Raw genomic sequence first — 13,151 nt, 5'->3', positions numbered from 1 at the left:
ACGAAGCTCCTCGGTACAGGGGTTCAGGGGCAGCGGCAGGCGGAGTCGACGGTGAGCCGCCAGCGCACCTCGCCGGTCGCCGGGACGCGGACGGCGTCCGTGGGCCCGGCGTCGGCGAGGTCGAAGGTGCGGCCGAGCATCGGCTCGACGCCCGTACTGCGATAGGGACTCGGCCGGGGGAAGCCGCCGAGGTTGCGCCACAGGGCGATCGACACCGGGTGCCCCTCGGCCCGCACGACGAAGCTCAGCCGGTCGCGGCCGTCGTGGACGCAGCACCACGGGGCGTCCACCACGGCGCCGACAGCCGTGCCGTCGTCGGGGCCGAGTCGGTCGAGGGGCAGTCCGTGCGGTGCCGGCCACGGGCCCTCGATCCACGGCGCGCCGGCGGGCCAGGGCCGGTGCAGCAGCGGACCGGCTTCGGGGAACAGGCGAGTGCTCGCACCGGAGTTCATGTGGAGTGTCGCGTCCGGGGACAGGTCGAGCAGGGCGTGCGCCGCCCAGACGAAGCGGTAGCCCGGCTCCGCGGTCAGGTGGTAGTCGGCGGTGACACCTTCGGGTGTGGAGCGGATGGTGCGGCCGAGAGCGAAGTCCGCGCAGCGCACGTGGTGCGTGTCCCCGTCCTGGGTCCAGAGCCGCGACCAGGCGTCTCCGTGGTCGGGGTCGCCGCGGACCGTGGGGATGCATTCCTCCAGGCCGCCCGCGTCGACGAACGCGTCGCCGGGCGAGACCTCGTGGCGTTCCGGTGCGCCGCGTCGCCAGAGCCATTCCCGGCCGTGCGCGCGCAGGGAGGTCCAACGGCCGCCGTACGCAAGGTCGGTGAGCACGTCCACGGGTTCGTCACCACTCCGCGAAGGAGCCGTCGGCGTGCCGCCAGACCGGGTTGCGCCAGGCGTGTCCCGAGCGGTCGGCGGCCCGCACGGCGGCCTCGTCGACGGTGACGCCGAGGCCCGGTGTGTCGCCGCGGAGGGCGTGACCGTCGACGAACCGGAAGGGCTCGGGGTCGGCGACGTAGGAGAGCAGGTCCGCGTCCTTGTTGTAGTGGATGCCGCGGCTCTGCTCCTGGATCAGGAAGTTCGGGGTGGCGAAGGCGACTTGGAGGCTCGCGGCCAGTGCGATCGGTCCGAGGGGGCAGTGCGGGGCGAGCTGGGCGCCGTAGGTGTCGGCGAGTGAGGCGATGCGGTGGACCTCGGAGATGCCGCCCGCGTGCGAGAGGTCGGGTTGGACGACCGCGACGCCGGCGGTGAGAGCGGGCAGGAACTCGCTGCGGGAGTACAGGCGTTCGCCGGTGGCCAGCGGCACGGAGCTCGTGGCGACGAGACCGGCCAGCAGGTGGCTCTGCTCGGGGAGGACCGGTTCTTCGACGAACAGCGGGTGCAGGGGCTCGATCTCGGTCAGCACGCGGCGGGCGCTCGCCGCGCTGAAGCGGCCGTGGAAGTCGACGGCCACGTCCCGCTCGGGGCCGAGCACGTCGCGGGCCGCGGCCACACGCGCGACGACGGCGGCCGTCTCGGCCGCGGTGGCGATCGGGGACGTGGCTCCGGCGCCGTTCATCTTGACCGCGGTGAAGCCGGCTTCGACCTGGGCCGCTATCTGCTCGCTCAGTTCGGTGGGTTCGTCGCCGCCGACCCACGCGTAGACCCGGACGCGTTCGCGTACGGGGCCGCCCAGCAGGGCGTGCACAGGTGCGCCGTAGGTCTTGCCCGCGATGTCCCACAGGGCCTGGTCGAGGCCGGCGACCGCGCTGGACAGCACCGGGCCGCCCCGGTAGAAGCCGCCCTTGGTGAGGACCTGCCAGTGGTCCTGGATGCGCAGCGGGTCCTCTCCGATCAGATGTTCGGCGAGGACGTCGACGGCGGCCCTGACGACCTCGGCGCGTCCCTCGACGACGGGTTCGCCCCAGCCGACGACTCCGTCGTCGGTCTCGATCCGGCAGAACAGCCAGCGTGGCGGGACCAGGAAGGTTTCTATGCGGGCGATCTTCACTTGCCGCCGGTGCCTTTCGTGTCGTCGGAGCCGTCGATCCGGTCGAGATCGCGTCCGGCCTGTTCGAGGAGGGCGTGCATGGCGGCCTCGGCGGCCCGGGGGTCCTGGTCGCGTACGGCGTCCAGGACGGCGCGGTGGGCCGGTACCGGATCCTCACTGTGCGGAGAGCTGTGCACGAGCCGGTCGCGCTGGGCGAGGCCGGACTCGATGACCATTTCCATGCGTTCGAGGAGTTCGTTGTGGGTGGCGGTGAGCAGCGCCCGGTGGAAGGCGAGGTCGGCGTCGACGGCGTGCGCGGCGTCGGCGTCGTGCTCCCCCATGGCCGCGAGGGCTTCGTCCAGGGCGGCGAGGTCGGCGTCGGTGCGGCGCTCGGCGGCCAGGCGTACGGCGGCCGGCTCGATGATGGAACGGACCTCGGCGAGGTTGCGCAGCAGCGCGTGGTCGGCGCCGGTGGTGCCGCCGCCCTCGAACTGCCAGCGCAGCACGTCGGCGTCGAGCAGGTTCCAGTCGGCGCGGGCGCGCACGAACGTGCCGCGTTTCTGGCGTGCGTCGACCATGCCCTTGGCGGCCAGCACTTTCAGGGACTCGCGCAGTGCGGTGAGGCTGACGTCCAGTTCGCTCTGCAGCGCGACGAGGTCGAGCGTGGCCCCCTCCGGGATGTCGCCTCCCAGGATGCGGCGGGCGAGCGCTTCCACGGTCTGTCCGTGCAGTCCGCGGCGGGCGTAGGGCGTCATGGCGTAGTGCCTTTCTCCTCGGATGTGAACGCTGCAATGATCACGCGGATGCCTTGACGACGCTCCACCCTCCGTCGACGACGAGGTGCGCTCCGGTGATGAAGGAGGCCTCGTCGGCTCCGAGGAACGCGATGGCGGCGGCCACCTCCTCGGGAGTGCCGAATCTTCGGGCCGCCGTCTCGGCGACGCTGCGCTGCCGGTCCTCGGGCGGCACCCGGTCCCAGGCGCCGGTGAGCACGGGGCCGGGCAGGACGGCGTTGACCCGCACCTCGGGCCCGTACTCCACGGCGAGCTGGCCGCACAGGGAGAGCAGGGCGCCCTTGGAGGCCGCGTACGCGGGGTGTCCTGGCAGGCCTTTGTGCGCGTGGACCGACGAGGTGAGGACGACCGATCCGCCGACGGTGCGCAGGTCGGGCAGGACGGTCTTGAAGCCGATGAAGGACGCGGTGAGATTGACGGCGAGCTGCCGCTCCCAGGACGCGAGGGACATCCGGTCGGCCGGGGTGACGTCGACGGTGAACGCGTTGCTGACCAGCACGCCGACGGGTCCGTGGGTGTGGGCGGCGGCCGCGATCCGCTGCCAGTCCTGCTCGGCCGAGACGTCGGCGGTCACGAAGGTGGCCGTGCCGCCGTCCTCGGTGATGCGATCGGCCACCGCCCGGCCGCGCTCCTCGGCGATGTCGGCGAGGACCACGGCGGCGCCTTCCTGTGCCAGGCGTTCGGCGGTGGCGGCACCGATGCCGGAAGCGGCGCCGGTGATCACGGCCGTTCGGCCGGTGAAGCGGGCGCCGTGCGGTCGTGACGCGTCCATGGTGTGGTTCGGCTCCTTCGTCGGGGGTGGTGGAAACGATGGCGGGTGGCGTGTGCCCCTGTTCTAGTGCCGGGTCAGCACCACCAGTTCGGCGTCGTGGTCGGCGCTCCATGCCAACGGCAGTCCGTAGTGCAGCAGGTGTGCGCCGCTGTACGCGGTCGAGGACGCGGCGTCGGTGTAGGTGGCGGTGGGGTCGAGCCCGCGCAGCCGCAGCCGGGCGGGGCGGCCGGGCACGAGCGGGGCGCCGTCCAGCCGTCCGGTGCTGAAGGCGGCGACGACGACTCGCTCCCCGTCCTCGGCGTCGTACTGCACTCCGCAGGTGGCGTCCCGCACCGTGCCGAGCAGGCGGGCCTCGCCGTGGTGCACGATGTCGCGGACCTCCTTGTACCGGCTGATCCACCCGGCCGCTTCGGCGAGTTGGTCCGGAGTCCAGTGGCGCAGGTCGGCACCGATGCCGAGCACTCCGCACATGGCGGTGACGAACCGGAAGGCGAGGCTGCGCGGGCGTGGGTCGAAGACGCCGCGGGCGTCGGTGACCCAGGAGCTCATGACGTGCGGCGCGTGCGCGTGCAGGAAGCCGTACTGGATGGCCAGGCGGTCCAGTGGTGCGGTGTTGTCGCTGGGCCACACGACGTCGGTGCGGGCGAGGGTGGTGTGGTCGATGCGGCCACCGCCGCCCGCGCAGCCCTCGACGGTGACGTCGGGGTGGGCGGTTCGCAGGTGGTCCAGTACGCGCAGGTATCCGCGGACGTGTTCGGCGTCGAGGTCCAAGTGGTCCGCGGGGCCGGCGCCCGGTCGGCCACGTTCGGTCGGCGGGCGGTTCATGTCCCACTTCACATAGCTGATGTGATGGCTGGTCAGCAGCTCGTCGAGGGTGCCGAGGACGAATTCCTGGACGTCGGTGCGGCCGAGGTCGAGCAGCAGCTGGTTGCGCACCCGGCGGGCGGGGCGGCCCTCGATGCGGTAGACCCATTCGGGGTGCTCGGCGTACAGACGACTGGCCGGGCTGACGGCTTCCGGTTCGATCCACAGTCCGAAGTCCAGGCCCAGGGCCCGCACGTCGTCGACGAAGCGGTCGAATCCGTCGGGAAAGGCCGCCGGATCGGGTGACCAGTCGCCCAGCCCTCCGGTGTCGTCGGCGCGGCCGGTGAACCAGCCGTCGTCCACGACGAACAGCTCGGCCCCGATGTCCGCCGCGGCCTTGGCCAGTTCCAGCTGGCTGGCGGCGTCGACGTCGAAGCCGGTGGCCTCCCAGGAGTTGTAGAGGACCTTGCGGGGGCGGCGCAGTCGTCCGCCCGCGAGCCGTCGTTCGTAGCGGTGCCAGACGCGGGACAGGCCGTCGAGGCCGTCCGGGCTGAAGGCGCAGGCGAGGCGGGGTGTGGTCAGGGTGTCCCCGGGGGCGAGCCGTACCGCGCCCTCGTGCGGTAGGCGGCCGGCCCGGACCCGCACCGTGCCGCCGGGTTCCGCCTCCGCGGTGATGTGCCAGTTGCCCGCCCATTCCAGGGCGATGCCGTACGTGGGGGCGGGTCCGTCGTGCGGGGCGGCCGCGTCCTGGACGGCGAGCCACGGCGCGTACGCGTGTCCCGGTACGCCCTGGGTGCTGCCCATGGTGAACGTGCCCCGGGTGAGGTCGAGTTGGGTGTGCTGGAATTCCTGCGACCACTGGCCGGTGAGGTACGTCAGCCGGGCGCCTTCGGTGACGGGGACGGTCACGGCGGCCGAGTCCAGCCGACCCAGGCGCAGTTCCTCCTCACCCGTGCAGGTCAGTTCGGTCCACCGGTGGATGACGTCGGTTCCCGGCACGGTGGCGTAGCACAGGGTCGTGCGCAGGCCCAGGACGTCGTCGGTGAATGCCAGCCGCAGGGCGCCCGATTCCTCGACGGCGCCGTCGAAGGTCCACCACACGCCCCGTTCCCCGCCCGGTCGCGAGGCGACGAGGTCGGCGCCGGTGAACGGCCGCAGTCCCTGCGGCAGGTATTCGGCGGGGGCGGCGTCTGCGGGAGTGATGAAGTGGGTGCGGTGCGACCAGTCCAGCGCCGACGGCCCGTGCTCGACGCCGCGCGGCCCCCATGACTCCAGTTCGGCCCACGGGCCGTCCGGGGAGAGCCGCACGGTGTAGCCGGTGCGCTCGGTGCGCAGCGTCCAGCGCTGGGATGTCGTCACTTCACTGCTCCGAGGTTGAGGCCGGCCACGAAGTGGCGCTGGAAACGGAGGAACACGGCCACGGTGGGGGCGGCGGCGATGACGGATCCGGCGGCGATCACGTTCCACATGGACACGTACTGTCCCTGAAGTCCGATGAGGGCCGCGGTGATCGGCATCTTGGTGTCGCTGCGCAGCACGGTGATGGCCCACAGCAGGTCGTTGAAGATCCAGGTGAAGGACAGGGCGCTGAGCGCGGCGAGCGCGGGCCGGGTGAGCGGGAGGATGATGCGCCAGAAGACCTGCCAGGGTCCGGCGCCGTCGACGACGGCGGCCTGCTGGATCTCGGCGGGGATCGCCCGCATGAAGCCGTGCAGGACGAAGACGTAGAAACCGACGCCGAAGCCGATCTGCACGCCGATCAGGGCGGGCAGGGTGTCGTACAGGCCCATCAGCTCGCTGAGCTTCGACACCGGGATGAGCAGGATCTGCGGAGGCAGCAGATTGCCGCCGAGCATCAGCAGCAACAAGGAGCGGCGGAAGGGCATGTCGTAGCGGCTGAGGGCGAACGCGGCCATGGCGGCGAGTGCGAGGGTCACCGCGACGCAGGGGATGGTGACGACCAGGCTGTTGATCAGGGCGCGCTGCTGGCCGCCGTCGGACCATGCCTGGTGGAAGTTGTCCAGGGTGAAGGAGTGGGGCCGGCTGCCCAGACCGTGTGCGGCGATGTCGTCGAAGGATCGCAGGCTGGTCACCAGGACCAGGGCGATGGGCAGCAGCCACAGCACGGCCAGCGTCCCGGCGCCGAGGTGGAAGCCGGCCGTGGCGGCCCGTCGGCGGCGCAGTGCGGTGGCGGACGCGCGGGGACGGGTGGCCGGCGTGCGGGGCTGGGTGGCGGACATCAGTCGGCCTCCCGGAAGGCGCGGACGAGGTAGGAGGCGATGACGCCGAAGGCCAGCAGGAAGATGACGACGGCCAGGGCGGAGCCGTATCCGAGGCGCAGGGACTGGAACGCGGTGGAGTACATGTAGGTGCTCAGCAGTTCGGACGAGTGGTAGGGGCCGCCCCGGGTCAGTGACCACACCACGTCGAAGGAGCGCAGCGAGTCGATGATGATCACGGACAGCACGACGGCGTTCACGCTGCGCAGTTGAGGGAGCGTCACATGGCGGAAGCGCTGGAGGCGTCCGGCGCCGTCGACCTTGGCCGCCTCGTAGAGTGCCGGGTCGATGCCTTTGAGGCCGGCGAGGTAGAGGACCATCACGTAGCCGATCTGACGCCAGAGCGCAGGCACGATCACCGCGTACAGGGCGGTGTCCTGGTCGGCGAGCCAGGCGTGGCGCAGGCTGCCGAGGCCGATCCCGTCGAGGAGTTGGTTGAGTACGCCGTCGGGCTGGTAGATGGCCTGCCAGACGAGGGCGGTGGCGACGAGGGAGAAGACGACGGGCAGGAACAGGGCCGCGCGGTAGAAGCCGATGCCGCGGCGCTCCTGCTGGAGCAGCAGCGCGGCGCCGAGGCCGAGGAGTGCGGACAGTCCGCCGAACAGCACCAGCCACAGGACGGTGTGGCCCACGGCGCTGCGGAAGATGTCGTCCCCGGCCATCTCGCGGAAGTTGTCGAGACCGACGAACTTCGGCGGCGACACGCCGTCCCAGCTGGTCAGAGCGAGGTAGAAACCCTGAAGCGCGGGCCAGAACACCCACACGGCCTCGGCGAGGAGGGGGATGAGGACGAAGGCGAGCACGAGCGGGGGTGTGCGCCGGGGGCCCCGGCCCCGACCGCCGCTGGGCGGGGTCGGGGCCGGGGTCTTGCTTCGGGTGGCGGTCAGGACGGCCATGTCAGGCGTTCCAGATCTTCTGGGCGTCGCGCTGCCAGGTGGTGAGGATGCTCCCGACCTCCTTGGGCTTGGCGAGGAACTTGGTCAGCGCGGTGTCGGCGGTGGGCTGGAGGGCGTCGCTGGAGTCGCGGTTGAAGAACTGGGTGATCTCCGCGGCCGCCTCGATGTGCTTGCGCCCCTTCTTGACCAGTGCGGTGCCGGCGTCCTTCGCGTCGGGGTGGCAGGGCAGGACGGTACCGGAGGAGCCCTTGATGTAGAGCTCCTGCGCCTGGGGTGTGGCGAGGTATCCGAGCAGCTCGGACACCTGCTCGTGGCGTCCGGTGCGAGCGCTGGCGAAGTAGCCGTCGGTGGGCGCTTCCTCGGCGAGGGGCACCTTCGGGTCGATGACGGGGAAGCGGAAGAAGTCGATGTCGTCGAGCGCGTCCTTGGGGGCGGCGTCGGCGAAGAAGGTGCCGATCAGCATCATGCCGCTGCGGCCGTTGAGCAGGGAGGTCGTGGCGTCCTGGAAGGCGACGGCGGTGCCGTTCGGGTCGAAGAAGGGCAGCACCTCCTGCCAGCGGTCGAAGACCTTGCGCACCTCGGGGTCGTCGAAGCGGTGCTCTCCGGCGAGCAGCCGGCGGTGGTACTCGGCGCCATTGATCCGTATGTCGAGGTAGTCGAACCAGGCGGAGGCGACCCATGCGGTGTTGCCGCCGGCGCCGAGCCCGATGGGGTCCACGCCCTTGGACTTGAGCTTGTCGCACAGATCGAGGAACTCGTCCCAGGTCGAGGGCTCGCTCACACCCCACTTGGCGAAGTTCGACTTCCGGTAGAACATGCCCCACCAGTAGTAGGTGGTGGGCACGAAGACCTTCTTGCCCGACGTCGCGGTGCACAGCGTGTGCAGCGCCTTGGAGTAGCGCTTGAGGTCGGGTGAGGAGTTCCAGACGTCGTCGAGGCCGAGGAGCAGGTTCTTCTTGGCGTAGGCGTCGGCGACCGAGCCGGGGTACCAGGTGTACACGTCCGGCGGGTTGGCGGAGGTCAGGTAGGTCGGCAGCTGGGTGCGGAAGGTCTCGGCGGCGACGGTGTTCAGGCTGACCTGTCCGGAACCCTTCTTGCCGTAGGCGGCGACCACGTCCTGCATGGCCGCCTTGGCCTGTGGTGCCGACAGGTTGGACTGGAGGGTGACCGCGCCCTTCGAGGAGGTCTTGGCGGAGGAGCTGGAGGTGACACAGCCGCTGAGCAGCGCCGTCGTCCCGGCGGCGCCGAGTCCGGCGAGCACATGCCGTCGGCTTGGCTGGTGGTTCGTCATGAGAGTCTCCCTGCGGATCCCCGCGGTGGGGGCGGCCCTCCTGACGGCCGGTGCCCCGCTCGCGGCGGATCCAGGTTCGCGTGGCACTCCCGCCACGTCAAGATTAATTACTAATTTATTTGAACTGGGCGAGGTGAATGCGCCCCCTGGCCCGCGGTGTCGTCCGCTTCGGCCACGGGCGGCGCGGAGCCGGGGGCTGCCGCCGCCGGTGCCCCGGAGGCTGCCCGGGCCATGGCGGGAGCCGCCACGGAGGCCAGGCGGGTGGTGCGATATCGGGTCGGCCTGGGTGTGGGTGTGGGTGAGCGTGAAGCCACTTGCCTCTCCCGGAGGTTGGGAAGCAGGGAGGAACGCGACGCGGGCCGCGCGGGGCCGACGGCGTCACGGCGACGACTGTGGCCCGGAGCCGAAACCCTGTCAAGATTAATTACTAATTTAATAGAAGCAGCTCGAATCGAGGGCATGCCGACGGGCCGCACGCCACGGTGGCGGCGATCGGCGGGCCGGATGCGGGGAGGGCGACCGCGCGGGGGCCGCGCGCACGGCGGACGGTGCGGCGACCGCGCGGGGGCCGCGCGCACGGCGGACGGTGCGGCGACGGCGGCCCGCACACGTCAGGGCGGCACCGCGGGACCGGTCACCCCGCCGCGCCGCCGACATGAACCACCCGCAGGTCAGGGGGCGTTCTGCACTTCACCACGCGTGGAGAACGTGACGGGCTCCCCCGGCATGATGTCGCCCGGCGGTATCCCGGGGTGGTGGCCGTGGCGCGGCGACGGGTGCTCGCTGCGCGGGCCCAGCGTCAGCCGGGAGACGATGCGGTAGCGGTCCCCGCGGTAGAGCGAGTGCACGTACTCCACCGGCCGGCCCTGAGTGTCGGAGGTGAGGCGTTCGAAGAGGAGGGCCGGTGAGAGTTCCGGTACGTCGAGCAGCTCCGCCTCGCCGCGGGTCACCACGGTGGGCTCGATCGCCTGCACCGCCTCGCTGACCTGGATGCCGTGACGTCGGCCGAGGTGCTCGTACAGGTCGCCGTTCTCCAGTTCGTCACTGGTCAGGTCCGGGACCAGATCCGCGGGGATGTACAGGTACTCGATCGCCATCGGAGACCCGTCGACCAGGCGCAGACGTGCCACGTACCGGATCCTGGCCGCCGGCGAGACGCGCAGCTTGCGGCCCACCCTGGCGCCGGCCGACTGCGTACTCACTTCGAGGAGCCGGCTGGTCCACTCCCCCACGGCCTGGGGCAGGCTGAACGTCCGGCTGTCCTGGACCAGTTCCTGAGTGATCTTCTCGCTGGCCACGAACACGCCACGGCCGTGCTCGCGCACCAGCAGCCCGGCGACGACGAGTTGGTCCACCGCCGCCCGCAACGTGGGCCGCGACACGCCCAGCTCGGCACAGAGGGCGCGCTCGGAGGGAATCGCGTCGCCCGGCCGGCGTTCCTCCACGAGTGCGAGGACGGCGTCGCGCACCTTCTCGCGCTTGAGTACCGCGCGGGAGGCCGCGGGGTCGATCTCCATGCGGGACTCTCGTTCGTCGTCGGGACGGGGTGCCGGTGCGGCCCTGACCATAACTGGTCTGCTGGTAAGCCGACTCTAGTCGGGCTCGGCGCACGCGAACCAGCCCAACAGCCAATCAAGGACCCGCCAATTTCCTTTGCCTGAGGGGCACTTGACGCTCACATTGGTCTATGCCACCTTCGTCCGAGGCCGACTGGTAAACCGTCGGCCGGCCAACTGGTCAAGTGTGGTGTGTAGTTTCCCTCCAGCCCCCCAGAGGTGAACCATGCGATACCGCTCGCCCGCCCACGGTGTGCCCGAACGGCCGGGAGCCGCGACGTCCCGGTGAACCGGGCCGGCTCGTGGGACGGCGCTCGACGCCGCGTGTCCACCGACCGCCGTGCGCTGAGCGCCGTGCCCGTCGCGGGGCGATCCGCCGCCCTCACCGCGGATCCCCCTGAGCCCTGCCTCTCCTTGAAAGCCCCCCGACCGGCCCGCCCCCTGGGCCGAGACCCACTCGCCACGCCCGCCGACGTGTTCCACGACCAGCGGCGCAGCACGCCCGAAAACGCTCCGGAAACCCCCCGATCCTCCCGCCGTATGCGGGAGACTCCCCGAAAGGAACCCGGATGAGAACCCGTCCCGCCACCGGCCGCCGCCGGGTGGCCCTGGCCCTGTCAGCGCTCCTGGGCAGCACCGCCCTGGCAGCCGTCCCGATGAACGCGACCGCCGCCGCGGCCGACGGCCTCGCCGTCCAGTACCGCACCAGCTCCGGCGGGGCCACCGCCGACCAGAGCGAGCCCTGGCTCAAGGTGCGCAACACCGGCGCCTCCACGGTGCAGTTGAGCCAGGTGAAGATCCGCTACTACTTCAAGGCGGACTCGGCGAGCGCCTCCTACCGGTTCGCCTGCTCCTGGGCGGTCAAGGGGTGCGCGAACATCACCGGCACCTTCGGCACGCTGAGCCATCCCACCGCGACCGCGGACCGGTACCTGGAGATCGCCTTCACCTCGGGCGCCGGAACACTCGCGCCGGGCGCCGACACCGGCGACATGCAGCTGCGCTTCTACCAGTCCAACTGGCAGACCCTGACCCAGGCGGACGACTACTCCTTCAACTCCTCCCTGACCTCGTACGCGGACTGGAACAAGGTCACCGCGCAGCTCGCGGGCAGCACGGTCTGGGGCACAGCACCGGAGGGCAACGACCCGACCGACCCGACCGACCCCACGGATCCGACCGATCCGCCCGGCGGCGGCCAGACGCTGTTCGACGACTTCGCCTACACGTCGCACACCGACCCGGCCCTCTCCGCCCACGGCTGGAGCGTCCGCTCCAACTCCGGCGGTCCCGGCGTGCCCGGCGCCACCTGGGACCCGTCCAAGGTCACCTTCCCCACCGTCTCCGGCAACTCGGTGATGAACCTCCAGACGTCCACCGCGGGCACCGCCGAGTCCACCAGGCAGACCGAAGTCGTCTCCAGGAGCACGAAGTTCAAGAACGGCACGTACGCGGCCCGGGTGAAGTTCACCGACGCCCCGGCGTCCGGACCCGACGGCGATCACCTGGTGCAGACCTTCTTCACCATCAACGACCTCAAGGCGCCGATGGCCGACGACTACTCCGAGTACGACTTCGAGTACCTGCCCAACGGCGGGTGGGGCGAGACCGGCAACATCCTCTACACCACGTCCTGGGAGACCTACAACCCTGACCCCTGGCAGGCCGTGAACCAGCACACCGAGGCCCGCCAGAGCTACGCCGGCTGGCACGACCTGATCGTCACCATCGACAGCAGCAGCATCAAGTACTACATCGACGGTCAGCTCTTCGGCACCCACGACGCCCAGTACCTGCCCGAGCGGCCGATGTCGATCAACTTCAACCAGTGGCTGATCGACCTCACCGGCCAGACCTCCACCACGGCCCGCGCCTACGACGAGCAGGTCGACTACGTCCTGCACGTCAAGGACCAGGTCCTCACCCCGGCACAGGTGGCCGCGAAGGTGGCCGCCTACCGCAGCGCCGGGACGGCCTTCGTGGACGAGGTCCCGGCCTCCTGACTCCGTGCATGGCAGGGGCCATCTCCCCGTCCCGGCCACGGACATGAGTGCGCCGGGACGGGGACTCCGGACGGCAGCCGGGCCGTGGACAGGCCGCCCGGCCAGGCCGGTGGATGTGCCGCTCCGGCCGGGCGGCCGCTGTTGCGATCACCATGACGCAGGTATCGAATGAACCGTGGAACAGACCTGGCCCCAACGGAACCGTCCGTCCACCGGACCGGCTCTGGGAGACATCATGCCCGCGAAGCCTCCAGTGCCCCCGTTCACCCGGGAGAGCGCGATCACGAAGGTGCGCCTCGCCGAGGACGCGTGGAACACCCGGAACCCCGAACAGGTCTCGCTCGCCTACACGGTCGACAGCCGCTGGCGCAATCGTGCCGAGTTCGTCGACGGGCGTACGGAGATCGTCGCCTTCCTCACCCGCAAGTGGACCAGGGAGCAGGACTACCGGCTCATCAAGGAGCTGTGGGCGTTCACCGAGAACCGGATCGCGGTGCGGTTCGCCTACGAGTGCCACGACGACTCGGGCAACTGGTTCCGCTCGTACGGGAACGAGAACTGGGAGTTCGACGACGAAGGGCTGATGCGGGTCCGTCTGGCATGCATCAACGACCTCCCCATCACGGAGGAGGAGCGCAAATACCACTGGCCGCTCGGGCGCCGCCCCGACGACCACCCGGGACTGAGCGACCTGGGGTTCTAGATCCAATGCCGTGTAGTTAGGGGCGGGGCTGGTGTGTCAAGCAGTCTGAAGCAGAGATGGAGCTCCTGCTAGAACCGTGTCGACCAAGATC

The 13,151-nt window shown here is 70.8% G+C and carries 11 protein-coding genes; 2 read left to right on the top strand and 9 right to left on the bottom strand.

The features are described 5' to 3' along the window. Positions 1-23 precede the first annotated feature (23 nt). The 9 genes from ACZ4IF_RS43765 to ACZ4IF_RS43725 form a co-directional block, all read right to left on the bottom strand. Positions 24-830 (bottom strand): hypothetical protein, encoded by an 807-nt coding sequence (locus ACZ4IF_RS43765; protein WP_467574675.1) that lies wholly within the window; start codon positions 828-830, stop codon positions 24-26. A gap of 7 nt (positions 831-837) precedes the next feature. Continuing rightward, positions 838-1,983 (bottom strand): galactonate dehydratase, encoded by a 1,146-nt coding sequence (gene dgoD, locus ACZ4IF_RS43760; protein ID WP_467574672.1) that lies wholly within the window; start codon positions 1,981-1,983, stop codon positions 838-840. Next, complete coding sequence (locus tag ACZ4IF_RS43755; RefSeq protein ID WP_359493341.1) at positions 1,980-2,717, bottom strand: FadR/GntR family transcriptional regulator; 738 nt, start codon at positions 2,715-2,717, stop codon at positions 1,980-1,982. The genes dgoD and ACZ4IF_RS43755 overlap by 4 nt, the downstream gene beginning before the upstream one ends. A 40-nt stretch (positions 2,718-2,757) precedes the next feature. Beyond that, positions 2,758-3,528, bottom strand: coding sequence for an SDR family NAD(P)-dependent oxidoreductase (locus ACZ4IF_RS43750; protein ID WP_467574669.1), 771 nt, complete (start codon positions 3,526-3,528; stop codon positions 2,758-2,760). Positions 3,529-3,591: 63 nt separating this feature from the next. Further along, positions 3,592-5,691, bottom strand: a complete 2,100-nt coding sequence (locus tag ACZ4IF_RS43745; protein WP_467574667.1) for an alpha-galactosidase — start codon at positions 5,689-5,691, stop codon at positions 3,592-3,594. Beyond that, positions 5,688-6,572, bottom strand: a complete 885-nt coding sequence (locus ACZ4IF_RS43740) for a carbohydrate ABC transporter permease (RefSeq protein WP_467574664.1) — start codon at positions 6,570-6,572, stop codon at positions 5,688-5,690. Before ACZ4IF_RS43740 ends, ACZ4IF_RS43745 begins: the two co-directional genes overlap by 4 nt. Next, positions 6,572-7,507 (bottom strand): carbohydrate ABC transporter permease, encoded by a 936-nt coding sequence (locus ACZ4IF_RS43735; protein WP_467574661.1) that lies wholly within the window; start codon positions 7,505-7,507, stop codon positions 6,572-6,574. Before ACZ4IF_RS43735 ends, ACZ4IF_RS43740 begins: the two co-directional genes overlap by 1 nt. A 1-nt stretch (position 7,508) precedes the next feature. Next, positions 7,509-8,798, bottom strand: a complete 1,290-nt coding sequence (locus tag ACZ4IF_RS43730) for an ABC transporter substrate-binding protein (RefSeq protein WP_467574658.1) — start codon at positions 8,796-8,798, stop codon at positions 7,509-7,511. A gap of 671 nt (positions 8,799-9,469) precedes the next feature. Then, on the bottom strand, positions 9,470-10,315 hold the full coding sequence (locus ACZ4IF_RS43725) for a GntR family transcriptional regulator (RefSeq protein WP_467574655.1): 846 nt from the start codon (positions 10,313-10,315) through the stop codon (positions 9,470-9,472). 608 nt (positions 10,316-10,923) lie between these two features. Between ACZ4IF_RS43725 and ACZ4IF_RS43720 the strand changes: the two genes are divergently transcribed. Next, entirely contained in the window at positions 10,924-12,357 is a 1,434-nt protein-coding gene (locus tag ACZ4IF_RS43720; protein WP_467574652.1) for a cellulose binding domain-containing protein, read from the top strand. A gap of 235 nt (positions 12,358-12,592) precedes the next feature. Beyond that, positions 12,593-13,060 carry a nuclear transport factor 2 family protein gene (locus ACZ4IF_RS43715; RefSeq protein WP_467574649.1) on the top strand — a complete coding sequence of 156 codons (468 nt, stop codon included), beginning with the start codon at positions 12,593-12,595 and terminating at the stop codon, positions 13,058-13,060. Positions 13,061-13,151: the final 91 nt, after the last annotated feature.

Source organism: Streptomyces sp. NPDC025784 (assembly GCF_055558435.1).
This window is presented reverse-complemented; position numbering and strand designations above follow the sequence as displayed.